Genomic DNA, 24,730 nt, shown 5'->3' with positions numbered 1-24,730 from the left:
CAATTATTAAGATGGCAAACAGCGCCAAACTCCCTCCTGGCCCCAAGTCCAAATTCCCGCTGAATAATCTAATCAATTTCCGGCGGGACAGTATTTCTTTTCTAAGAAACATGGCGCAGGAATACGGTGATATTACTCATTTCAGGATGGGGCCGTTGCGCGTCGTACTTCTTAATCATCCTGATTATATCAAAGAAGTACTCTCTACCCAGCACAGTAATTTTATCAAAGGCCGCCCTTTGGAAATGGTAAAGGAATTGTTGGGTGATGGTCTTCTAACCAGTGAAGGTGATTTTCACAAACGGAATTCCAGGATCATTCAGCCCGCCTTTCATCGCAACATGATGAATTACTATGCCGATCCCATCACTGATTATGCGAGCCGCCTTGTCAGCAATTGGGAAGATGGCAAGAAAGTAGACATGATGGAAGAAATGGTGAGGATGAGCACCGGAATTGCCGCCAAAACCATGTTCAATGTAGATCTTCATAAAGACGCACAGGAAATCAACCGGTCGTTGGACGATGTCATGAAGTTATTCGGAAGAATAACGCTCCCTTTTGCCGAGTACTTGCTCAAACTGCCACTTCCTGGAACCATTCGCTTTTTCAAAGCCAAAGCCAAGCTCGACGAAACCATCTACAATATCATTGACGAACGGCGGCGCAATCCCGTAAATAATGGTGACCTCCTATCCTTACTACTCCAATCACAGACAGAAGAAGGCGGAATGAGTGACCAACAAGTCAGGGATGAAGCTCTCACGCTTTTCCTGACCGCATTTGACACCACTTCACTGGCCCTCACCTGGACATGGTATCTTCTTTCGCAAAACCCGGAAGTAGAAGCAAAATTACACGAAGAACTGGATCAGGTTCTTGGTGGTCGTACGCCGACCATGGAAGACTACCCTCGGCTAAAATATACAAGAATGGTCTTTGGAGAGTCCATGCGGCTGTACCCTCCGATCTACATTATCTCCCGGCAGGCCATTGAGGATTTTTCCGTAGGTGATTATATTGTACCAGCAGGTAGTATTGTGCTGTTAAGCCCCTACCTCATTCATCACGATGCACGTTTTCATCCCGAGCCTGAGCAATTTAATCCCGTAGCATGGAACGAGCGCTCGGGTGGACAGCAATCGCGGTACGAATACTTCCCATTTAGTGTAGGTCCGCGTTCTTGTATTGGCCAACATTATGCTTGGTTGGAGGGCGTGCTGGTGCTCTCATCCATTGCCCAATCCTGGCGCGCGCAAGTGGCACCCAATCATAAAGTAGAGGCCGAACAACTTCTTAACCTGCGCCCAAAAAACGGGATGATGATGCACATCAAACGTAGAATGTAATAACAAAATGTATAGTCGTCAACAACAATGGAACAAAGCTCAACCCGAGTTCAAAATCGCTTCCCATCAGGTTCACATCTGGAAAGCGGCGCTTGACGCAACTGCTTTACAAACAGAAAAACTGCAAGCCTTGCTTTCTGATGATGAATTAGCAAGAGCCGACAAGTTTCATTTCGAAAAAGATAGAACACACTACATCGCCGGGCGTGGTATGCTAAGGCAAATTCTAGGGTTTTATCTCGAAAGTGCCCCAAACGTTCTTCAATTTGATTATACACCTTTCGGCAAACCATTTCTTCCATCTGAAACAGGCCCCGATGGCCTCAATTTCAATTTATCTCACTCGGGTAAAATCGTCCTTTATGCTATCACGCGTGGCCAATCTGTAGGCGTTGATATCGAGAAAAAAAAGGACAATATTGACATTGATCAAATTGCTCAACGTTTTTTCTCCCTGGCTGAAATCAGTGTACTTAACAGCGTACCCAAAGATCAAAAGTATCATTTATTCTTCCAATACTGGGCCCGAAAAGAAGCCTTGCTTAAAGCTACAGGCATGGGCGTTTCTTTTCCACTTGAAAAAGTGGATGTTTCTCAACAGAGTGGCCAAGGCTGGTCGCCTATCACTTTGTCTTCCGACCTTTTTAAAAATCCAATTTGGTTTAACCAAGACTTATTCCCGGGCACCGGCTACCATGCCGCCGTAACAGTAGAGAAAAACAATGCTGAACTTTCCTTATCTTGTTTTTAAACCCTGCTCAGAATGGTAACAAAAGAAAACCTCCTGCCGCTGTTTAGCTTGTTATTGCTGGCCAGCTGTTCTGCTCCCACTCCTAATTACGATACGCTCATCACCAATGCTATGATTTATGATGGCTCTGGAGAAGCACCCTACCTAGGGTCTATTGCCATAAAAGGTGATACCATTGCTGCCTTGGGTAACATTGAAGGTACTGCCGAAAATATCGTGGATGCTCAAGGCAAAGCGCTTGCCCCTGGTTTTATCAATGTGCTCAGTTGGGCCAATGTCTCGCTCATAGAGGATGGGCGCTCCCTGAGTGACCTCAAGCAGGGCGTCACGCTGGAAGTAATGGGAGAAGGCCGCTCGATGGGGCCTTTGAATGATGACATGAAAGCAGAAATGAAAGCCGATCAGAGCGATATCAAATACGACGTCAGCTGGACCACGCTAGGTGAATACCTACAGTTCATGGAGCGTAAAGGCGTTTCTACCAACATCACTTCCTTTGTGGGTAATGGCACCCTTCGCCAACACGTCATTGGCTATGAAAACCGGCCTGCAAGTCCAGCAGAAATGAAAGCCATGAAAAAGCTTTTGGCAATAGCCATGCAAGAAGGGGCCGTGGGCTTATCCTCCTCCCTGTTATATGCTCCCAGCCGGTATGCGGACACCCAAGAGCTTATTGAATTGGCGAAGGTCGCTGCCGAATACGGCGGCATTTACATCTCCCATATTCGCGACGAAGGAGACCAATTACTGGAATCCGTAGAAGAACTCATCACCATCGCTCGCGAAGCCAATATCCCCGCAGAAATCTATCACCTCAAAGCTTCAGGGCAACACAACTGGTACAAACTTGACAGTGTTTTTATGATGATAGAAGCCGCTCGCGAGGAAGGCCTCCAAATCACCGCTGATATGTACACTTACCCTGCCAGCTCTACTGGGTTGCACACCCAACTACCTGAATGGGTCAGAGAAGGTGGTGTGGATGCAGCCCTGAAAAGACTTGCCGACCCAGCACAGCAGGCTAAAATCCTACAGGACATCCATTTCTTCCATCCTCCTCAAAACATCTTACTGGTAGGATTAAAAAAACCTGACCTCCGGCAGTACCAAGGCAAGCGCCTCAACGAAGTAGCAGATGAGTGGGGCAAAAGTGCCGAAGAAACGATGATCAATTTAATGGTTCAGGATCAAAGCCGTATTCAGGTGGTCTACTTCTCCATGTCGGAGGAAAATATTCGTAAAAAGATTGTCCAGCCGTGGATGAGTTTCTGCTCCGATGCTGGTTCTTATGCGGCCGAAGGCATCTTTCTGGCATCCAGTACTCACCCAAGAGCTTACGGTTCCTTCATTCGGGTTTTAGGAAAATACAGTCGTGATGAAGGACTGTTTCCGCTAGAAGAAGGAATTCGCAGATTAAGTGCCCTCCCCGCTGAGAATTTACACCTGGATCGCAGAGGAAAAATACTACGCGGCTACTTTGCGGACCTAGTCCTTTTTGATCCTGAAAAGACCCAAGATAAAGCTACCTTCGAAGCCCCGCACCAATACGCCGAAGGCATAGAAAATGTATGGGTCAACGGCCAGTTGGTTTTACAAAATGGCGAAGCTACAGGAACCTTTTCAGGTCGTTATTTAAAAAGAAAAAGCACCAAATAAAGCCATGAGAGCATTACTACAAATACGAGACTTACTTGAGGCTAACAAGATAGAGAAGGCCATTACTGCGCTGGAACACTATTTCGAACTTTTCCCCAACAAGGAAGAACGTCAAGAGCTGAAACAGATAAAAACGGAGTACCAAAAAGCAGAAAAAGAATTCGGCTCAGGTATACTCAATCAAGTACAGTACCAAAAACGGCTTAATTGGAGCATCAGCCAGTTACTGAAAATGGTGACTCGTTTATTTCCCAAACAACAGCAGCAAGGGCAGCAACAGCAATCTCGTCCACCTACAAGAACTTCCCCTCCATCAAAATCCAAAGGAGGCATTTTCAGCAAAGTCATAGATGCTTTTAAAGACCTCTTGCCCGGCAATCCCATGAGCTCAGCTCCTGAATCTAGTGTTCCCATACCCCGAAGGACAGGAACACCAAAAGACACTGAGGTAAGCAACGAAATACCTTCTTTTGAATTCCCTGAGGAAGAGGAGGAAATGAGTGCTGGCGCTCCTCCTCCTGCTCCACCACCATCGATACCTTCTCCCGTTCCTACTCCTGCGCCAACGCCTGAAGTGTCCTCCCCTTTCCAGAAAGGCAAGATTCTTTACGCTATTCCAGACCAGATGGCCATAGCTACTCCCAGTCGCTGTCGGGTAAGGATTGCTCCTGAACAAATCAGTAATGACGAATTATTCGCAGGGCTTAAACCAGAGGAACGGGAGACCGCAGCGAAAGAATCTATTAAAATCACCTCTGTCATGAAAGTCGCACTGGTGGAGGCTCAAGAGGGCGACAACTTCGACATTGTTTCTCGCAATAATGAAGAGCAACCCATCTTTCCTTTCATGCCTACAGAGTGGAGTTTTGATGTAACGCCGCGCCGCCCTGGCCATTACGCACTCCTTTTGCGCGTGACCGCCAAAGTTCAAGTGCCCGGATATGGAGAACGCCCCTTTGATGTAGCTGTGCTTGACCGCGCCATTCAAGTAAATACAGATGACGCCCCTACCGCTAAGGTCAACTTTAGTGAGCAGCCCATTCCTGACCCCGACTGGGATAATGAAGACGAAGAAGCTGTAAGGCACGCGCTCCTTCACGGGCGGGTAGACTTGGCCATCGAGCGCATCGTCAACTTTGTACAAGACAAGGATACTGACTTTCGTGACACCCTGCTATTACTACAATTCCGTTGGAATGACAACAGTAATCAGTTGCAAAACAAATTGATCTCTGCCGCAGATTGGGATCGGGTAAACAACCAGGTTCGGCACGCCATCACCCAACTGCTCACTGAACTTAAAGAGCATTATGCACCTGAGGTAGCTGTTGCTAACCTGGATTGGCGAACAGAAGAAAAAAACCTACGCAGCAGGGGCGAACTAGCCTAAAAGCATTTTTCTTGAAATAAAAAATCACCCAACTGACATTTCACGCTTTATTATTCCATACATTCGTGAATTATTGAGATATTATTTTACATCATTTAATTGACTAGTATGAAAAACGGTTACCTAACATTTTTACTCTTACTACTTTTTGGACTAAACCTCAACGCTCAGCGCAACTGTGGAGCGATGGAGTACCTCGAATATCAAAAGCAACAAGACCCAACCCTTGAACTCAGGATGCAAGCCATTGAGGACTTCACAGAACGATTTAGTGGAGAATCTGGCGCTCGTAATGTCATTAGTATTCCGGTTGTAGTCCACGTTGTTTATAACACAAGCTCGGAAAACATTAGTGATGCTCAAGTGCTTAGCCAAATACAGGTACTAAACGACGATTTCCGGCGCATGAATTCAGATGCTGACAATGTGTGGTCACAAGCGGCAGATGCTGAAATAGAATTCTGCATGGCCACTATTGACCCTTCTGGCAATGCAACCAATGGTATCACACGCACATCTACCGGTAAGCGTTCGTTTCGCACCAATGATGATATTAAGAAAAGTAATAAAGGTGGTAAAGACGCCTGGCCTTCTGGAGATTATCTGAATATTTGGGTAGGTGATATCTCCAATGGAATTTTGGGTTACGCTCAGTTTCCTGGCGGTCCTGCTTCTACAGATGGTGTTGTCATTGATTACGCTTATTATGGCACCATTGGAACAGCAACAGCTCCTTTTGACTTGGGCCGTACTGCTACTCACGAAGTAGGCCACTGGCTTAACCTACGTCACATTTGGGGAGATGGCCCTTGTAGTGCTGATGATTTTGTTTCAGATACGCCAAATTCTGATGGTGCCAACTACGGTTGTGCATTAGGTAGCGTTTCTTGTAGTTCTACAGACATGGTTCAGAATTATATGGACTACTCCGATGATGCTTGTATGAATTTGTTCACAAACGGGCAAAAGTCGCGTATGCGTGCCTTGTTTGCCTCTGGTGGAGCTCGTGAAAGCTTATTGTCTTCTGGTGCTTGTGGCGGTACTCCTCCTCCTCCACCAACCCCTACCTGTGATGATGGTATTCAGAATGGAAACGAGACTGGAGTCGATTGTGGCGGACCTGACTGTGATGCCTGTCCTACCGGTTCCTGTGATACTCCTGACAACCTTAATTATTCTTCTGCTCAAGGTGGCAAAGCAGCTGACTTAAGCTGGAGTGCTGTTAGTGCAGCAACAGGTTATACTCTAGAAATTCGTCCAACGGGAGGAAGCTGGCAGTCATTTGCTATTGCATCCAATAGTGTTCGGATTACCGGGCTTACAAGAAATGCCTCTTACGAATGGCGTGTAACTGCCAATTGCTCAAGTGGCAGTGCAACATCAGCAGTCGCTAGTTTTGTTGCTGGTCAAAGCAACCGTCTAAGTGGTGAATACAGCAGCTTATCAGTATTCCCGAATCCTGCCCAGGATCGCATCTTCTTCGATTTTGACCTCGCAGAAGGAACCTTAATTGAATTCGGAAATGCGACTGTTACCGAACTTAACGGCACTTACCGGGCTACAGTTATAGATGCCACCGGGCGGGTACTCACCAATCAGCAAGTAACTTATGGTGATACTAATGTGGAAATTGATGTACAATCATTTAGTGCTGGACTTTACTTCCTACAGCTTCATAGCAGAGAAGGGGAATTGCTTGAAGCCACTAAATTTATTGTAGAATAATTAAACCAAGAATTTATTAGTCTTAATACTTACCCGAATTCTGGCAATAGCTAGAATTCGGGTATTTACTTTTGGCTGTAAGCATATTTGAGTCTTATGCTACTGCTTGTCCTCTCCTCCATCCTGTATGACCGGAACAGGGCTCAAATCCACTTCCGGTACGGGCGGCGGCGGTGGGTTGATCGTGGGGAATGAAATAACGCCTTTGAGTGGTCGCTGCATTCTCGCTTCAGAACGCTCGGCAGGTAGGTGTACTTGACAATTCAGCTGATAGCTTCTCATCTCTTGGTCGTTAATTCTTCCTAATGGCCAGGTTTGTACCGTTTCCAAGACCAGCACATATTCATGTCGACGAGCATCTGTTATCACCTCTTTCACCTGAACCTCTAAAGGGTCAAGTTGATTGCTACCACGTAGGGCCAGTTCACTGAAATAGGGCACCTCCAGAAAATCGACGGGATTTTCGTCATCAATCACTTCAAGTGGTACTTTCCACTGCAGGGCAAAACGTCGATCTTCCTTGATAGATAAATCAAACCGTCCCTCTCCTAGCTGGACTACAGGATGAGCACTGGTAGGCAATTCCTCTTTAACAGTAACCGAGAGTGCTTTCGGGCCAATCTGCTGTAAGCTTCGGATGCGGTACGACAAGGTTTGCTTTCCTGGGCGTTCTGCTAAAGGCCCCGTAAATAAAGCTGCCTCAGGTTGTCCAATAATTGTAAATCGGCAGCCAAACCTGCCATCTTCAGAATATGGACGGGCTTCCAGGCGGGGTGATTGACTGTACACTCCCGGAGAAACGCCTTCTATGACCCAACCTCCGCGCGCCAGCGACGCCGGTATTCCTTCTAATTTTAAATAATGACGATGCTCAACACCTTCCGTTAGCAAAGGAAAGTCAGCATGACGCTCAAACCCTGGTTGTAGTTGTCCAAAGTAGGCAATAATTGCCGTAGGATCTGGCAAGCGAGCATACCACTGCTGGCGCTTGTATTGCTCGTTGAAATCAGCAAATACAATGGTTTCCCAATCGGTACCCGAAAAACTAGCCCTCCGGCTGCGCCCCCAATCCATTTGCGCATTGGCCTTTATCCCCAAAGGCGCGTTAATATTCATCCCCAATTCATTCTCTATTCTGCGGCTCTCCTCTGCCGAAGCAGTGTGCTTAATCATTACGCCAGCAAAAGATTGCAAGTAATAAGCCTGCCCTATGTACTCAGGATTTTCTTGATAAAACTCCCATAGTCGCAACATCAAGCTGGTAGTACGGGCGTCTTTAGCACGCAGGGCTGTTTCTAATGGGCTAAGGAAGGTTCCGGCAATAGCCAACACTGTTGATTCTTTGCGGTCATCGGTACTCAAAGCTGCTTTAAACGCAGCATACGGAGGCTCCACACCTGCATCCAGCGCTGCCTTGAGGTAACCACTACAGTTTTCCGTAAGGATAAACGTATCAAACTCATCTACCGGAGACAACTCGAAAGAGGTAGTGCTTCCAGGTAATTCCAAACGAAATTCCGGACGGAACCGAACCACGTTTAATGGTAAGGTCGTTTCATCTTCATTGAAAATGTATTGCAGTAACCCACCACCGCTGAGGTCTGCTGCTTCAACCTTGGTACGTAAATCACGGCTTCCCAGAAAACGGTTAATATCTGCGGGGAGGTAATCTCTGCTCCCTTCAGCGGATTCAAATCCACAATATTGATAATGTCGCTGAAAGGTCTCTTGGAGAGCGCGTCCTAATGACACCCTGGAATAAACTTTCTCCGGAGGCCAGCTTTCCGTACGATGGTCTCTTAACTTACTACGGGCACGGTCTATACGTTGCGCGGATAAGACTGGCGCAAAAAAAACACCAAGTACTAAAAGCAATAAAAAACAGCGTAATTGTCTGGAAAGCATATCACTCATTTTGTCCTAAGCCGAAAATAGCCAGATGACTGCTAAAACTACACTTGTATATTGTTTATTTTACGCAACGGTAGGAATCCAAAGAGAATGGTAAGTATTGCGCAAAAAATAATACCTTCTCTCATAATTTTGAAATATGCCACCAATAAAAATTCTTTCAGCTGCCCAGATACGCACACTTGATCAACAAACTATTTCGCTAGAGCCTATTTCTTCTTATGATTTAATGGAGAGAGCAAGCCGTACCTTCGTCCAGCAGTACCAAAAAGAACATACCGACCTAGACCAGCAAATTCTCATCGTCTGCGGCCCTGGCAACAATGGAGGGGATGGTCTGGCCATTGCCAGAATGCTCTACGAAGCCAGCTATGAAGTCAGTGTATTGGTCATTAACCTGGAAAAAAGTAGCGAAGACCAGCAAGCCAACCTAAAACGACTGCACAAAAAGCGAGGGGTCCCCATTCAAACTTTATCAGAAGGAGAAAAACTACCTGACCTAGCCAATATTGAGGTCATCATTGACGGGCTTTTTGGCTCCGGCCTTAATCGCCCAATATCGTCTTATTGGGGGCAATTGATCACCCACCTCAATGAAAGTCCTGCCAGACGTGTAGCGATTGATATCCCCAGCGGGCTTTTTGCTGATTCTTCTTCAGGAGGCATTATATTCAAAGCCGATCGCACCTATACTTTTCAACTGCCAAAGCTTTCCTTTTTCGCTCCTGAAAATGCGCCTTACACAGGGCGATGGACAGTCCTTGACATACAACTCCACCAGCAAGCAATGGCAGCCCAAACGACTGCTTACTCTTACTTCCCCATTCAGGCTGCTACTGGCTTTTTAAAAAGAAGAGGTCGTTTTGACCATAAAGGCACCTTTGGACACAGTTTAATCATTGCGGGCAGTTATGGCAAAGTTGGTGCCGCTATCCTCAGTGCGAGGGCCGCACTACGGGCGGGTTGTGGCTTGGTAACTACCTATTTGCCAGTTTGTGGTTACGAAATTATGCAGATCGCTTTTCCGGAAGCGATGGTTTTAACCGATCCGCATCAAGAAGTATTCACCACCCCTCCTGACCTCGGGGCCTACGCTGCTATAGGTGTGGGGCCTGGCCTTGGGACCAACTCGCTCACCCAAGCCGCATTGTTGTCTTTACTAAAAAAAGCATCGCAACCGCTAATACTCGATGCTGATGCACTAAACATACTGGGCGAGCATCCTGATTGGCAAACATTAATACCCAAAAATAGTATCCTAACGCCTCATCCTAAAGAATTTTCTCGCCTTTTCGGGCAAACAGCAAATAGCTTTAGCAGGTGGGAGCGACTACAGGAAAAAGCACAACAGCTACAATGCTACATTCTCCTTAAAGGTGGAAATACAGCGATTGCCACCCCGGAAGGCCATATGTTCTTTTTGACGGTTGGCAACCCTGGAATGGGAACTGCTGGTGCAGGTGATGTGTTAACTGGTATTATCTGTGGTCTTCTAGCGCAGGGATATACCTCTGAAAAAGCCGCTTTATTAGGAGCTTGCTTACATGGTTTGGCCGGTGACCTGGCAGCAGCTGATCAACAAATGGAAAGTATCATTGCCGAAGATATTATTCAATACCTCGGTAAAGCTTTCGCTAAACTAAGGAACAGCACGAAAATAAAAAGCGATTTTGTTTTTCACAATAGTTGACTAAATGCTTCATTTTAAGCGTTTTAACTATTTGAAAAACTTAGAAAAATCGCACTTTATTTTCTGCGCAATATAAAGAACCTATCATGCGTAAAAGAGAAAAAATAGTTGTCCTCACCGGAGCAGGCATCAGTGCCGAAAGTGGCATCAACACCTTCCGCGACGCAGACGGGCTATGGGAAGGGCACGATGTAATGGAAGTGGCCACGCCCGAAGGCTGGCGTAAGAACAAGGAATTGGTCCTTGATTTTTATAACCAGCGGCGGCGACAATTAAAAACAGTAAGCCCCAATGCAGGACATCTTGCACTAAAAGAGCTGGAAGCACAGTACGATGTTGTTATTGTCACTCAAAATGTAGACAACCTACACGAGCAGGCCGGAAGCACCAACATTATCCACTTACACGGAGAGCTTCGAAAAGTGCGGAGCACAGGTGATGAAACCCTGATTTATGATTGGGAAGAGGATTGTGTGCTAGGTGATCGCTGTAAAAAAGGTTATCAACTGCGGCCTCACATCGTTTGGTTCGGGGAAGCAGTTCCTGCATTGGAAGATGCCGTCGATGAAATTTACGGCGCACATCATATCCTTATTGTAGGCACCTCTATGCAAGTTTATCCAGCTGCCGGATTGGTGGGGTATGCTCCTCGAGATGCTAACATTTACTACATCGACCCCAGACCTAGTATTAATTACGAATTACAACAGCGGAGTAACTTGGAAGTTATTGCGGAGCCCGCGACCACCGGTGTTCGAAAATTAGTGGATCGGTTGCTTCTCTAACTTTCTTAAAAAAGAACAAGCTCCAACAAAATTAATCGTCGGAGCCCATTCAAGTCACTTGTTTAAAGTCAGTTCTAATACTTGGCGCTTGCGCCATTATGTCATGCCGTTTTGGTATTTCGCTGCTGTTCCTGCAATAAATTCTTCGTCGCGTCTGCATACATTTTCTGCAATTTACGACGAGCGAAGAAAATACGGCTCTTAATTGTACCTAATGGAGACCCCAATTCTTCTGCAATCTCATCATACTTGTAGCCTTGGTAGGCCATCATGAAGGGAATCTTGAAGTCATCGGGCAAACGATCTACCATTTCTACCAATTCCTTGTAAGCAACCTGGGTCTCGCCATCATTTTCAATGGGGCGCTCACCAGAGTTGATGTAGTAGTTATTGGGTGTCTGGTCGATAATGAGGTTACGACGAACTTTCTTGCGGTAGTTATTGATAAAGATATTCCGCATTATAGTAACCGCCCAGGCCTTGAAGTTGGTCCCTTGGCGATATTTATCAGCATTCGTGATAATCCGTAATGCGGTATCCTGATACAAGTCCTCCGCATCGTCGCTATTTCCCGTCAGTTTCATTGAGAAAGCCTTCAGTGAGTTACTGATGGAGTCTAATTGATCCTGTATTTGGTTCTGAATCGCGTATAGCATATCAGGGGTGATTTATATTCTGTAATTATTTTTGTCAAAAATAGCTACATTTTCAACACAATGCAAATATTTTTGACTTTTCAACTATATTTGTACAAGAACTGTTCCATACACGACGAACTGACGCATTGGCAGCTTAAAAAGTGTTAATTTTCTTAACATTCTAAAACAAAATCAGTCCCTCCTTTGTATTTTTGGATAGGAATTGATAGTGAAACGTTTTTTGGGTATTCATTAAGGTAGTTTCCACACAAATGTGCTAGTAAATGGAAACTGTTAAGCAGGACAAACAAATCAGCAGCAATTATCTTGCCGTCAATCTTCGGCTTCTACGAAAACGCAGGAAGTTGAGCCAGGAAGAGTTGGCCCTACAAATAGGTCTTAATCGAGGCAATATTGCTTCTTACGAAAATGGATCAGCTGAACCCAAAATCAGCAATCTGCTACGCATGGCGGAATTTTTTGAAATTTCGCTGATCGACCTTGCCCAACGAGATCTAACCGAGGAAGCGACCCTCAAGTCACTAACGAGAATTCATGGTTTGTGCCCTCAGGAGCGGGTCAAATTAGAAGGCCTTTTTCAAGGTGCGCTAGATTTTGATCAATTCCTCAAAGGCATATACACCTGCTATTCCTACAAATCAAAAGATTTGGAAAAGAACAGTGATGACCTTCCTCAAGTAGCTAAATTTTTACGCAGCCATTTTGAGCAACTGCATGCAGCAGCCCTCAAGTTATCAGAACAACATCTGCAATTACTGCGCATGTGCCACACAAAAGAAGAAAAGAAGGAAGACTTATGAGTTCTATCCCGGAAGGCTTGATTCAAGGAGAGGATGGGCAACTACGCTGCTGGTGGCATGGTAGCCACGAAGATTACCTCCACTATCATGACAATGAATGGGGATATCCGGTAAAAGACGACTTCCGCCTTTTTGAAAAAATATGCCTTGAAGGTTTTCAGGCAGGATTAAGCTGGCTGACCATTCTCCGTAAGCGAGAAAACTTCAGAGAAGCATTCCATCATTTTGATTATTCCAAAGTAGCAGAAATGGGGCCGGATGATGTAGAGCGCCTTGTACAAAATGCCGGAATCATTCGGCATAGAGGAAAGATAAAGAGCACTATCAACAACGCCCAGCGAGCTATCGAACTCGTGGAAGAAAAAGGCTCCCTCGCGAATTATTTCTGGTCTTTTGAACCACCTGCGAATGAACGACCCAAAAACCTGAATTACGAGACCTTACACCAACTGGCACAAACACCTGCTTCCACCGCCTTGAGCAAGGATTTAAAAAAGCGTGGCTGGCGTTTTGTTGGGCCCACCACTGCCTACGCTTTCATGCAAGCGATGGGACTCGTCAATGATCACCTCGAAAGTTGTTTCTGCCGAACAAAGGCAGAGGCTGCGCGTGCTGATTTCAACTTATAAAGAAAGGAGGGACTCATCGTGTGTTTCTTTGTTAAACCGTTTACATCATTTCCACCAGTAACTCTAAGGAGTAAATGCTAGGGTCAATATCTTCTTCTATGAACTGAGTGGGGTAAGGTAAGACCTTTAACAGGCTGACGTTCCATTCGCCGACCATGACTTCCGCTGGCGCAGTTTCAATTGGACTGAGGCCCATTACTACTACTTCTCCATCGATCTCTACTTCGACGATCACCTCTCCAGCCCAGATGCACGCGACCGGTTCCGGGCAACGGCTTTCCGTCACCACATTTACAAAGCGAAGTTCGGGGCCATCACAACCATTACAGTTTGTAGTTTCATCATATTCCAGATTGAAAGCAATACCTGCTTCGTACATCGGGCTCAAGCTTTCTGTACTTTTCTCACAAGCGAAAAAAGCGAAGCTGGCTAATATTAGTATCTGATAGACTTTCATAATAAATGATTTAACATTAAAGAAAACTCTTCTATTTATGCTAAGACGTCAATAACGGAATAAAAGGTTGGAGTATTTGTAAAAATCTTTCTTGCGAAGACCTCGATCTGATGATTTTCTTTACCAAATTGAATTTAAGCACTGAAAGAGGTGCATTTTGCAGTCAACGTCACAACATTGGGTTGAAGCTTGTTGTTTGTAACATGACTTTGTCTCTTCAGCGTTTATCAAGCTTTGTTCCTTTAAACGCTTAATGAATACAATAATAAAAAACGGCGGATATGCGACACCTACTCTCCGGCTTACTGGGTTTAACTTTATTCTGCACAGCAGCTTGTCAGTCAACAGAAACAGATCAACAGCAAGAAGGAGAAGCGTCTACGCCTGTTACAACAGTTGATACCACACCTAAGCAAATAATGCACCTTGCTTTAACCGACACACTCCCCTACCCTATCGTAGAGGATTTTGACGATTTAGCGCCCATCTTTTCCCGTACTGACGATAAAATTTATGTGATCAATTTTTGGGCAACCTGGTGTGCCCCATGTGTAGAGGAACTCCCCTACTTTGAGCGTCTAGCAGAAGAAACAAATCCAGAAGAGGTAGAGATTGTGATGGTAAGCCTGGATTTTCGCCGCGATGTTCGTACTAAATTATGGAAATTCATCAAGAATCGGCCCTTCGACCTTCCTGTTATCGCGCTCACAGACAGTAAAACCAACGTTTGGATAGACAAGGTTGATCCCGAATGGGGAGGAGCTATCCCTATCACAATTGTTTATCACCAGGATAAACGATTGTTTATTGCTGAACAATTTGCTAATTATGAAGAACTGGCTACTGCCGTTCGATCTTTCCAATAATCTATAAATCATTAAAAAATGAAGATTGTAAGTTTGCTTCGTTCCCTAGCACCAATGATGGCACTCGTGGCCCTTTTCAGCTGCCAAAACGCTACTACTGAAAATACAGATGCTACAGCAACGGAATCAACCGAAGCTGTTAGCAAAACCGTTAGCCATACTACTGAAGATGCAGATATGACCGGTGTAAAGGTTGGTGATACTGCTCCTGCTTTTAATCTCAAAAACATTGACGGAGATATGTATTCCTTTGATAATATCAAGGATGCTAACGGGAACACGCCTAAAGGATATGTTGTTACGTTCACATGTAACACCTGCCCATATGCAGTAATGTATGAAGATCGCCTCATCGACCTTCACAATACACTGTCACCTATGGGCTACCCTGTCGTTGCTATTCAGCCTAATGATCCAGAGATTAAAGAAGGCGATAACTTTGCCAACATGCAGCAGCGTGCTGAAGAGAAAGGCTTTCCTTTCCTCTATCTTATGGATGAAGGGCAGACCGTTTATCCACAATATGGAGCCAGCCGTACCCCGGAAATTTACCTTGTAGATGCCGACCTGGTTGTTCGTTACCACGGAGCAATTGACGACAATGCGCAAGATGCTGAAGCTGTTACCATTAATTATGTGGAGAAAGCAGTCGAAGCCATCAACAATGGCCAAGAGCCAAATCCAGCAGATGTAAAAGCTGTTGGCTGTAGTATCAAGGCTAAGAAGATTTAGCAAAAAGTACTGAGTAGTTGGTAAAAAGTACAAGGTATTTTACTTTCCGTAAAGGAGATCATGCCTAATAACTTATTAACTACCTAAAAAAAACGCTCTACCTAGCGATGCTAGGTAGAGCGTTTTTTTGTGCTGTTGTTCCCAACAGACTAAAAGTCATTCTAATCTTCTTAAAACCAATACTACCAAGCAGTCCCGCTGGCTGAATCGGGTAAAAATAGCGCAGGTAATTGTTGCTCGCTATACAGCTTATTGAATTCTGCCATCTCATTGAAGATGATTAAATCACGCTCTTCTGCTAAACTTTCCCATTCCGCCACCAAATCAGCTAAACGATCTTCTGCTCCTTGTGTTACCCGAGGATCGATACCATCGCAACGATTATGTAAATCGAGTAATTCTGCATTTAAGCGATTAGGGAAATTGATAACATCTTGAAAAGTTTTCTGATCAGGTTGGATCAGTTGCCGTTCCCATACATTAATTTGATCCGTAATACCTTTTGCTTTTGCCACTAAGCCTGACTGAGTTTCTAACTTGCTTAAGCGCCCGGCTAATATTTCCATTTGCGCTCTCAAGTCTTGCATCATCTCTACCGAACCGTGAATATCAGCAATGGTTTCTTCTATATTTATCAATAACTCTTGCTGAGCCATGTAAGCATCACCACTGAGCTTCATACGAGGATCGGCCAATACCTGAGCAACCTCTTCGTACTTATTATCACCAACAATCAACCGCAAGGTATAATCACCTGGAGGCACCAATGCTCCCTGATAATTTCCTAATACAAAAACATCTTCCAAGTGGCGAATCGGTTTGCGGCGTAAATCCCACTGAAAACGATGAATACCATAGCCCCTCGCGAGAAGGGGTTGCTCAGAAGGCCCCCCTACATAAGCAGAATATTTCTCATCAGCTTTACTCGAGAATGAACGTACTAGTTCACCTCTGTCATCTAAAATCTCCAGGATAGCCAAAGCGGTATCCATCTGTGGCGGCAGGTAATAATCAATGCTCATCCCTTCTGCCGGGTTTGTACCTTGCTGACTTCCGCCACCGCTAGTGGTGAGGCGATAAGTATTTTTGGGCCGAAATACCTGAGGGCTTTTTGCGAGCAAATAACCTGCGCTTTGCTGTAAAAAACTGAGGTCATCAATCATCCAAAATCCTCGCCCCGAGGTTGCCGCAATAAGATCATTGCCCTGAATGGTTAGGTCATTGATTGGACAAACTGGTAGGTTAAGCTGAAAACGATGCCAGAAACGGCCATTGCTGTAAGATATATAGATGCCTGTTTCTGTTCCCGCATAAAGAAGTCCTTCTCTGAGTGGATCTTCACGAACGACACGGGCAAAATCTTCCGGAGCAATACCTCTTGTCGTTTTTATCCAGGTTTCTCCAAAATCATCTGTTCGAAAAATAAGCGGTGTAAAATCGTTGAACCGGTAACGAGTGGCCACCACATAAGCCGTAGCAGGGTTATGTGGAGAAACCTCGATGCTGTTTATAAGGCACTCTCCCAATTCCGGTGGAGTGACGTTTTGCCAGCTCTGTCCTTCATCGCGAGTAAGATGTACTAAACCATCATCACTACCTGCCCAAATCACCCAAGAATCATGGGGAGAGCAAGCCAGGTAACTGATCGTATTGTAATTTTCGCCACCAGCACCTTCATTGGTGAAAGGTACCCCTCCTGGGCCTTGTTTTGTTTTATCGTTTCGGGTAAGGTCTGGGCTGATTTCGCTCCAGTTGATACCGCCATCACGTGTTCGCAGGACTTTTTGTGCAGCATGGAAGATCACCCTTGGGTCTTGCGGGCTGGCCACGATAGGAGCGTTCCAATTGAAACGGTACTTCATGTCTCGTGGCAAAGTCGCGAGGCCTACTGTTGGGTAGGCCATTATATCCTTAGTTTCTCCCGTATGGTGATCAAACACAGAGATATTTCCCTGGTAGCTTCCTCCATAAACCAGCTGAGGGTCACTGGGATCGAAAGCAACAAAAGCACTTTCGCCGCCAGCTACCTCGTACCAATCTTTTCCACTAATTCCTTCGCGAGGAGAACGAGTAGCAATGGCTATGGCAGAATTATCCTGTTGGCCGCCGTAAACATGGTAGAAGGGAAATCGTTGGTCGGCAATAACCCGGTAAAACTGTCCGGTAGGTTGGTTGTCTTGTGCAGACCAGCTTTTGCCACTATTAAAGCTTATACAGGCTCCACCATCATTGGCTAAAATCATATTCGTTGGATCAGATGGGTTGATCCAAAGATCATGCTGATCGCTATGAGGGTTAGGAATACTAGCAAAGGTCCGCCCTCCATCATTAGAACGTAGTAAGGGTGCGTTAAGAACATATACGGTATGCTCATCTCGGGGATCAGCTACAATTTCGGTATAATACCAAGCTCGTCCGATGGTCAAGCGTTGGTCATTTACCTGGGTCCAGTGATCCCCTCCATCAGTAGAACGGAAGACACCGCCTTTTTCGGCTTCGATATTAGCATAAACGACCTGGGTATTGGCCGGAGAGACACAGACCCCCACTTTACCCATTTTTTCTGGGAGGCCTTGATAAAGTTTTTGCCAGTTTTCACCACCATCTACAGAACGGAACAAGCCAGAGCCTTCACCTCCACTACGGATTTGCCAAGGCTTGCGCTCATGATCCCACATTCCTGCATATAAAATCCGAGGATTAGAGGGGTCCATGCTTAAATCAGCAGCACCAGAAAAATCATTGATAAAGAAAAGGTGTTCCCAGGTTTTGCCACCATCCTGAGAACGGTATATGCCACGATCTGAGGAAGGTCCGTGTGCAGCACCCTGAACAGCAACGTAAACTAAATCAGCATTTTCGGGGTGAATCTGAATATCAGCGATATGGCGGCTATTTTCCAAACCCAGATAAATCCAGTTTTTGCCACCATCTGTAGATTTGTAAACACCATCGCCATGGGAAGTCATTACTCCGCGGATAGCATGCTCGCCGGTACCAACATAAAGGACATTGGGATCTGAAGGTGCTACGCTTATAGCTCCAATAGAGCCTACGTTAAAAAAGCCATCAGAAATATTGTGCCAACTGAGACCAGCATCCGTAGTTTTCCAGACGCCGCCGCCTGTAGCTCCCATGTAATAAACCTGAGGATTATCTACTACCCCGGCTACCGCTACGCTGCGGCCACCACGATAAGGACCAATGCCGCGCCAATGCGCACCTTGGTACACGGCCACATTGAACGGGCCGACGTTTTTTGGTGTCTCGAGCTGTGCTGTTACAATTGAGGTGGTTGCGAAAACCAGGGCCAGCAACAAGCTCGTTTTGAGCAAGTGTTTCATTCTCATAATATTGGGCATAAGCGAAAAACCGGCGATTAAAAACAGGTACTACCGAAGTAGATACTGAAATAAACTCGGCGATGATTGCAGCTTTGCACCATGTTGTAGTGGAATAAACTTCAGAAAACAATCCCGTTTTAAATTGCTTTCTGTTGTAAACTAACCACGCATAGGGGATCAAAGCTGCTAATTTACGAAAAACATCGTAACCCAGTGCTTAACCCTTGAGAAGTTGGCTTTTCAGGCAGAAAGCCTGAAAAGGACAGGACGAGCCTGTGCATGTTTATTTGGATTTTTATCTATCGTTCATAGTTTACGGATTAAGGTTCTAAAGGTTTCATATTATCTAAAAATACCCCCCATTTCGCGGATGGATTACTAAACAATACGTATTTAAAGTGCTAATTACTATTGGGTTAGAAAATATTCGTATTTTTATAAAGAAGTACAAAATCAACAGACGAATATGCCAAGAATTTCTACCCTCCTCCTATTCACAATTGGTATTCTTTTCGGTACGATAAATGCCCAAGATTCGCAAGCATTAACTGGGTATATTGTCACAAAGAACAATTATCATTTAACCGGAGCTATTGGTCTTATTGAACATACCCAGTATGGAAGTATGGTAGAGTTCATTAATGACTTTGGCACACCTTATTTCCTGCACCCTGCACTTATTAAGGGCTTTGTCTTTTTTGAAGGGCCAGCGATAAGTGCTTACGAAAGCAAATACTACCGAAATACTTGGATGTTTTTGCGGCTACAGTATTCCGGCGAGAATATAAGCTTACTGCAAACGCCAGAGACGCTGGTCAAATACGAATGGTTTAACGGAAACTTAGTCGCTCATGACAAAAAGATTGTACAATATTGGGTAGAACTCCCCGGAGATCGAATTCTTCCACTAAAAAAACTAGGATTTCGTCGCCAAATGAAACGGCTGATGTCTGATACTGCACCAAGGCTATCCAGGCTTATTGGCAAGAAGGGTTACCGATTCAAAGATTTGTATACCATACTAGAAGCCTATGACAAAGAATGTGCGAAAGGTAAGCGGCGACTTTAGTCTATATCCAATCAAAAAATCAGGTGTCCTAAAGTCTACTTCGTTAACAAATCGCCTCTTTTCATACAACTAAGATTAAGAATCAACACCGAAGGTGAAGGTATCCCTAGTGTTTNTTGACCTTATTTCACTAAGTATCTAACCGCCGCAACTGTTCCATTAGTAATTGATTTTCGGACTTTTCTTCTAAAACCAGAGCAGGGCGTACCCTTGCTTCGCAATCAGGAACACTACAACGCTCACAAGTCGTGTTGACTATTCTTCTAGATAACTTGGGGTCGTTTAGAAACCGGAACTGCTCTCTTAGTGCTTCATTGAGCTGTAGACCTATTGTGACACTGCTAAACTTACCTCTACTAGTTGATGAAGGTCGTGCTAACGAAAAACAAAAATAGGTATTCTCTGCTTCCCAATATTCACTCATCTGAGCTTGTATTAGTACTTCTTTTTGTCGGGTTTGACGCGCCTGCTTTATAATATTTACAGATACCCAACGTCGACAATAGTGTTCATTTAGTGCATTAGCATATGGGTTATGAGGACGATCAAGATGCAACTCTTTGGTCATCCGATAAGCCGTCAACTCTTCATCAGCCTGTAGCCGGATAAAAAACAAATCCGACAAACCTAAATGGTGAGGCAACAGGTTGCTCATCCGCTGTAAGAGCATTTCCGGGGTTACCTGATACTTGGTTAAAAAGCGCGTTAATCTATCTGGGTTCCAAACGATATCTTGAGCCCATTCCTTAATGTCTTTGACCAAGGTGTCTTCATTCATTAACAGTGCTGAAGAAAAATAGCTCGCTTGAAAATTATTGTAAAGCACCTCAAAATTAGGCACCTCCAGAATCCGGGTTTCGTAAGGGCGGGGTTGCCATTGTGTGTATTGAAAAGCCAATTCTCGCCCCAGTAGGAATCGTTCTTGCGCTGAAGAAAGACCATCTCTGAGATAAAGGACCTTATGTTCTTCTGCGTAATACGACCGACAGCTTCCTCTAGTAATTAATTCACTAAACCTCTGCCTATCTACTTGGACACCATACGCTGTTTCCAGCAATTGTTCTAAATGAATCGTTCCGTTGTCCAATACATCAGGCAGATTATGGGTCTCTCTAAAGCATTTCACCTGATCTTCCACCTCCAAAAAGTAATTGTTTTTCAAATTTTGGAAAGCACGTAACGCAGTGAAATACAAATGCTCCCGCGTAACTTGAAAATGTCGGATCATGTGAGTCATGGTACTAATAAATGCAGTGACTCTTTCGGGCGCATTGACCAATAATTCCATTAACAAATTCGTAGAAACTCCAAAATCATCCAGTGGAAACTCCCGCAGTACATCAGAAGTGAGTAAATCTATAACTGGCTGAATTTTCTTAGAAGCGCGGCGAGAAACCAAGTAATCATAATCTACTCCTAAAGCTTTTGCTAGAATATGAATTTTATCGACTTTAGGGTATTTCTTTCCCTTCTCTAGTTCGTGAATATAAGACTTAGACAGACCAGATTTACCGGCAAGTTCTTCCAAACCTAAGCCAAGTTCTGTACGTAAATATTTTAATTTGAAGCCAAATAATAGTTTTACAACTTCTGCATCTGTAAGCATAAATCTTGATTTAAAGCGCTCGATAAGAAAACTTAATACTGAAACGCTCCTATTCTCTTGCTTGGTTAAACCAATTAGGGCTTGTAATTCAGCAACTACACAAATAGCTGAATACCAACAAACAAACTCTTTTCCAGCGTCAAAAAAATCGCTTTCAGCTACTGGAAAAAAGGATAATTGGCGGAAATAATTAATTCAGCGGAATTTCCGCTTTTTGATCATTTACTGCACTTTTGTGTAAAGGAAACAAAAAAATATTGTCATGCCAAATCAACCTTCTCTGGCTGCTCTTACCATTCAAGCCCCAAGTACAAAAACCATTAGTGAACGTGTACTAACCCCTGCAGCAATGTCTTTCCTGGAAGCATTGCACCTGCGTTTTAATGATCGGAGAAAAGCCTTACTGCAACAACGAGTCATCCGCCAAAAAGCAATTGACGAAGGCGTATTCCCTCGTTTTTCCCCCGAGACACTCTCCATTCGGGAGTCCGATTGGAAAGTAGGGCCTTTGCCTCTGGATTTACTAGATCGAAGAGTAGAAATTACAGGCCCGGTAAACCGAAAAATGGTCATTAATGCCCTTAACTCAGGTGCCAAGGTCTTCATGGCTGACTTTGAAGATAGCAATACGCCAAGCTGGGATAATAACATGAATGGTCAGTTAAATTTGCAAGATGCCATCCTCGGCACAATCAGTTATGAACATCCAAAGACGGGGAAATTATACTGCCTTAATCCTCAGACTGCTACTTTGATGATACGTCCTAGAGGGTGGCACTTGGAGGAAAAAAATCTCCACTATAAAAACGAAGCCTTGAGTGGGAGCTTGGTAGATTTCGGCCTTTATTTTTTCCATAATGCTAAAACATTGATTGATCAAGGCAGTGGCCCTTATTTTTATCTACCTAAGTTAGAAGGTCATCACGAAGCTAAGCTTTGGAATGATGTTTTTTTATTCGCTCAATCTTATTTAGACATCCCTGTCGGTACAATTAAAGCGACCGTTCTTATTGAGACGATCCTTGCAGCCTTTGAGATGGACGAAATCCTTTATGAACTCAGGGAACATTCTGCTGGACTAAATTGCGGCCGATGGGATTATATTTTCTCGTTCATCAAAAAATTCAAGCAGTACCCTGACCGTATAATGCCTGATCGATCGCAAGTGACTATGACAGCCCCGTTTATGAAGGCCTATTGTGATTTGTTGATCAAGACTTGCCACCGTAGGGGCGTACACGCCATGGGGGGAATGGCTGCCCAAATCCCTATTAAAAACAAGCCTGTAGAAAATTCTATCGCTCTAGAAAAAGTGTACCAAGACAAACTTCGGGAAGTACTGGCGGGCCATGATGGCAGTTGGGTTGCTCATCCTGGTTTGGTTTCGCTAGCCAAAGATGTATTTGATGAGCATATGCCCCAAGCCAATCAAATTGACAATATCCCTTCTACTGCGCCTCTTGTAGAAGCAGATGACCTCTTGGCCGTCCCGAAGGGCACAATTACAGAAGAAGGACTAAGAGAGAACATCCGGGTGGGCATCCTCTATTTAGAAAGTTGGCTTAATGGTAATGGAGCCGCGGCTCTCTTCTATAAAATGGAAGATGCTGCTACTGCCGAAATCAGTCGAACCCAACTATGGCAATGGATTAAACACAGCGCTCAGATGGAGGACGGTCAGCAAATCACCTACCTACTTTATCAGCAATTGCTCCAGGAAGAGCTACCTGGTATGGAGGCAATTCTTCCGAATGACAACAAGTTAGAAACGGCGATAAAGCTATTTGATCAGCTCGTAAAGGAAGAAACATTTACAGACTTCCTGACTCTCCCTGCTTACCAACTTTTATAATTATTACAACTATCCATAAAACCAGAAGATCATGCAAAAAGAAATTCAGATTAACCAAATGAAGGAAGACTGGGCTACAAACCCACGTTGGTCCGGGATACATCGTACTTATTCTGCGGAGGATGTCCTCAAGCTTAGAGGAAGTTTAACCATTGAACACACTCTAGCGCAGGAAGGTGCAAACAAACTTTGGCGCAAGCTTACAACTCAACGTTATGTAGCAGGTTTGGGGGCACTGACAGGCAACCAAGCCGTACAAGAAGTGACCGCTGGGCTCGACGCTATCNACCTGAGTGGTTGGCAGGTAGCAGCTGATAACAATTTGGCAGGCACCATGTATCCAGATCAATCTTTGTACCCTGTCAACTCTGTCCCGGAGGTAGTAAAACGTATCAACAATGCTTTACTGCGCCGAGATCAAATCCAATCAGTGAGTGGAGATGGAGACATAGACTACTTAGCCCCCATCGTTGCGGATGCTGAAGCAGGTTTTGGAGGCAACCTCAACGCCTATGAGCTGATGCAAAGTATGATTAAAGCAGGAGCAGCAGGTGTGCATTTTGAAGACCAGCTATCTAGTGCTAAAAAGTGTGGTCATCTTGGCGGCAAAGTATTAGTACCAACCAAAGAAGCAGTTAATAAACTTATTGCTGCCCGTCTTGCTGCTGATGTATCTGGCACACCAACAATAATTATAGCACGCACTGACGCAGAAGCTGCGAATCTGATTACCAGTGATATTGATCCTAATGATCAGGATTTTCTAACCGGAGAGCGTTCGACTGAAGGCTTTTACTATGTAAAAAATGGTCTAGAACAGTGTATCAGCAGAGGACTTGCATATGCTCCTTATGCCGACCTGATCTGGATGGAGACCAGTAAACCTCAACTGGCAGAAGCACAAGCATTTGCTGAAGCGATCCACGCCAAATTTCCTGGAAAAATGCTTGCTTACAATTGTTCTCCTAGCTTTAACTGGGCTGCTAACTTAGGAGCAGAAGAAATGCTGACATTCCGAGAGAATCTTGCGGATTTAGGATTCAAATTTCAGTTTATCACATTGGCAGGGTTTCATGCCCTCAATACAAGTATGTTTGAACTAGCAAGTGCCTACCGTAAAAGAGGTATGGCTGGATATTCGGAATTACAGGAGCGGGAATTTGCGCTAGCAAAGCAGGGTTTTGCCGCAGTAAAACATCAGTCGTTTGTAGGTACAGGCTATTTTGATTTTGTTCAAACGACCATTCAGCAAGGAGCATCTACTGTGGCCATGGCCGGAAGTACAGAAACGGATCAATTTTAGGGCGTAGCGCAGCGCGCGGAGCCCGTATCAACCAAGGATGGCAGTGGTATACCCTGCGCGCAGCGAGGGTATAAGAACGAACAGCCTGGCGGCCAGCACATAAGCATTACGCAGAAAATAAAGTGCGATTTCGTGCTGTTTCTAAGAGGGTGTTCG

At 44.8% G+C, this 24,730-nt stretch carries 19 protein-coding genes; 14 read left to right on the top strand and 5 right to left on the bottom strand.

The window, feature by feature from the left end:
• Positions 1 to 11 precede the first annotated feature (11 nt).
• The 5 genes from A3EU_RS0125890 (at position 12) to A3EU_RS35330 (ending at position 6,871) form a co-directional block, all read left to right on the top strand.
• Positions 12 to 1,349, top strand: coding sequence for a cytochrome P450 (locus A3EU_RS0125890; RefSeq protein ID WP_020539097.1), 1,338 nt, complete (start codon positions 12 to 14; stop codon positions 1,347 to 1,349).
• 7 nt (positions 1,350 to 1,356) lie between these two features.
• Positions 1,357 to 2,100, top strand: a complete 744-nt coding sequence (locus A3EU_RS31935; protein ID WP_020539096.1) for a 4'-phosphopantetheinyl transferase family protein — start codon at positions 1,357 to 1,359, stop codon at positions 2,098 to 2,100.
• Between the two features lie 12 nt (positions 2,101 to 2,112).
• Positions 2,113 to 3,756, top strand: a complete 1,644-nt coding sequence (locus A3EU_RS0125880; protein ID WP_020539095.1) for an N-acyl-D-amino-acid deacylase family protein — start codon at positions 2,113 to 2,115, stop codon at positions 3,754 to 3,756.
• A 4-nt stretch (positions 3,757 to 3,760) separates the two neighbouring features.
• Positions 3,761 to 5,146: a hypothetical protein gene (locus tag A3EU_RS0125875; RefSeq protein ID WP_020539094.1), complete on the top strand. Its 1,386-nt coding sequence runs from the start codon at positions 3,761 to 3,763 to the stop codon at positions 5,144 to 5,146.
• Positions 5,147 to 5,254: 108 nt separating this feature from the next.
• Positions 5,255 to 6,871: a M43 family zinc metalloprotease gene (locus A3EU_RS35330; RefSeq protein WP_020539093.1), complete on the top strand. Its 1,617-nt coding sequence runs from the start codon at positions 5,255 to 5,257 to the stop codon at positions 6,869 to 6,871.
• A 99-nt stretch (positions 6,872 to 6,970) separates the two neighbouring features.
• Here the strand turns inward: A3EU_RS35330 and A3EU_RS0125865 are convergent, their stop codons facing one another.
• Complete coding sequence (locus tag A3EU_RS0125865) at positions 6,971 to 8,776, bottom strand: hypothetical protein (RefSeq protein ID WP_020539092.1); 1,806 nt, start codon at positions 8,774 to 8,776, stop codon at positions 6,971 to 6,973.
• A gap of 145 nt (positions 8,777 to 8,921) precedes the next feature.
• On the opposite strand from A3EU_RS0125865, the gene A3EU_RS0125860 reads away from it, so the two are divergent.
• Entirely contained in the window at positions 8,922 to 10,472 is a 1,551-nt protein-coding gene (locus tag A3EU_RS0125860; RefSeq protein ID WP_020539091.1) for a bifunctional ADP-dependent NAD(P)H-hydrate dehydratase/NAD(P)H-hydrate epimerase, read from the top strand.
• An 86-nt stretch (positions 10,473 to 10,558) separates the two neighbouring features.
• The gene (locus A3EU_RS0125855) at positions 10,559 to 11,257 is read left to right on the top strand and encodes an SIR2 family NAD-dependent protein deacylase (RefSeq protein ID WP_020539090.1); all 699 of its coding nucleotides are present in this window, start codon (positions 10,559 to 10,561) and stop codon (positions 11,255 to 11,257) included.
• Between the two features lie 101 nt (positions 11,258 to 11,358).
• Here A3EU_RS0125855 and A3EU_RS31925 read toward each other — a convergent pair whose 3' ends face one another.
• Complete coding sequence (locus A3EU_RS31925) at positions 11,359 to 11,913, bottom strand: RNA polymerase sigma factor (protein ID WP_020539089.1); 555 nt, start codon at positions 11,911 to 11,913, stop codon at positions 11,359 to 11,361.
• 266 nt (positions 11,914 to 12,179) lie between these two features.
• Here A3EU_RS31925 and A3EU_RS33320 point away from each other — a divergent pair, with 266 nt between their 5' ends.
• Together A3EU_RS33320 and A3EU_RS0125840 are read left to right on the top strand one after the other, a co-directional pair.
• On the top strand, positions 12,180 to 12,716 hold the full coding sequence (locus A3EU_RS33320) for a helix-turn-helix transcriptional regulator (RefSeq protein WP_020539088.1): 537 nt from the start codon (positions 12,180 to 12,182) through the stop codon (positions 12,714 to 12,716).
• Entirely contained in the window at positions 12,713 to 13,345 is a 633-nt protein-coding gene (locus tag A3EU_RS0125840) for a DNA-3-methyladenine glycosylase I (protein ID WP_020539087.1), read from the top strand. Before A3EU_RS33320 ends, A3EU_RS0125840 begins: the two co-directional genes overlap by 4 nt.
• A gap of 40 nt (positions 13,346 to 13,385) precedes the next feature.
• On the opposite strand, the gene A3EU_RS0125835 is transcribed toward A3EU_RS0125840, so the two are convergent.
• A complete protein-coding gene (locus A3EU_RS0125835; protein WP_020539086.1) occupies positions 13,386 to 13,802 on the bottom strand; it encodes a hypothetical protein in 417 nt (138 codons plus the stop codon).
• 281 nt (positions 13,803 to 14,083) lie between these two features.
• On the opposite strand from A3EU_RS0125835, the gene A3EU_RS31915 reads away from it, so the two are divergent.
• Both A3EU_RS31915 and A3EU_RS0125825 read left to right on the top strand, forming a co-directional pair.
• Complete coding sequence (locus A3EU_RS31915) at positions 14,084 to 14,668, top strand: TlpA disulfide reductase family protein (protein ID WP_020539085.1); 585 nt, start codon at positions 14,084 to 14,086, stop codon at positions 14,666 to 14,668.
• A gap of 18 nt (positions 14,669 to 14,686) precedes the next feature.
• Positions 14,687 to 15,400, top strand: coding sequence for a thioredoxin family protein (locus A3EU_RS0125825; RefSeq protein WP_020539084.1), 714 nt, complete (start codon positions 14,687 to 14,689; stop codon positions 15,398 to 15,400).
• Between the two features lie 182 nt (positions 15,401 to 15,582).
• Here the strand turns inward: A3EU_RS0125825 and A3EU_RS0125820 are convergent, their stop codons facing one another.
• On the bottom strand, positions 15,583 to 18,744 hold the full coding sequence (locus A3EU_RS0125820) for a WD40/YVTN/BNR-like repeat-containing protein (protein WP_020539083.1): 3,162 nt from the start codon (positions 18,742 to 18,744) through the stop codon (positions 15,583 to 15,585).
• A gap of 466 nt (positions 18,745 to 19,210) precedes the next feature.
• Between A3EU_RS0125820 and A3EU_RS0125815 the strand changes: the two genes are divergently transcribed.
• On the top strand, positions 19,211 to 19,813 hold the full coding sequence (locus tag A3EU_RS0125815) for a hypothetical protein (protein ID WP_020539082.1): 603 nt from the start codon (positions 19,211 to 19,213) through the stop codon (positions 19,811 to 19,813).
• A 130-nt stretch (positions 19,814 to 19,943) separates the two neighbouring features.
• Here A3EU_RS0125815 and A3EU_RS0125810 read toward each other — a convergent pair whose 3' ends face one another.
• The gene (locus tag A3EU_RS0125810; protein ID WP_020539081.1) at positions 19,944 to 21,419 is read right to left on the bottom strand and encodes an XRE family transcriptional regulator; all 1,476 of its coding nucleotides are present in this window, start codon (positions 21,417 to 21,419) and stop codon (positions 19,944 to 19,946) included.
• Positions 21,420 to 21,681: 262 nt separating this feature from the next.
• Here A3EU_RS0125810 and aceB point away from each other — a divergent pair, with 262 nt between their 5' ends.
• A complete protein-coding gene (aceB, locus tag A3EU_RS0125805) occupies positions 21,682 to 23,271 on the top strand; it encodes a malate synthase A (protein ID WP_020539080.1) in 1,590 nt (529 codons plus the stop codon).
• A 31-nt stretch (positions 23,272 to 23,302) separates the two neighbouring features.
• Entirely contained in the window at positions 23,303 to 24,574 is a 1,272-nt protein-coding gene (gene aceA, locus A3EU_RS0125800) for an isocitrate lyase (protein ID WP_020539079.1), read from the top strand.
• The last annotated feature ends 156 nt before the right edge of the window (positions 24,575 to 24,730 follow it).

The sequence above is a fragment of the Lewinella cohaerens DSM 23179 genome, assembly GCF_000379805.1.
Classification (GTDB): domain Bacteria; phylum Bacteroidota; class Bacteroidia; order Chitinophagales; family Saprospiraceae; genus Lewinella; species Lewinella cohaerens.
This window is presented reverse-complemented; position numbering and strand designations above follow the sequence as displayed.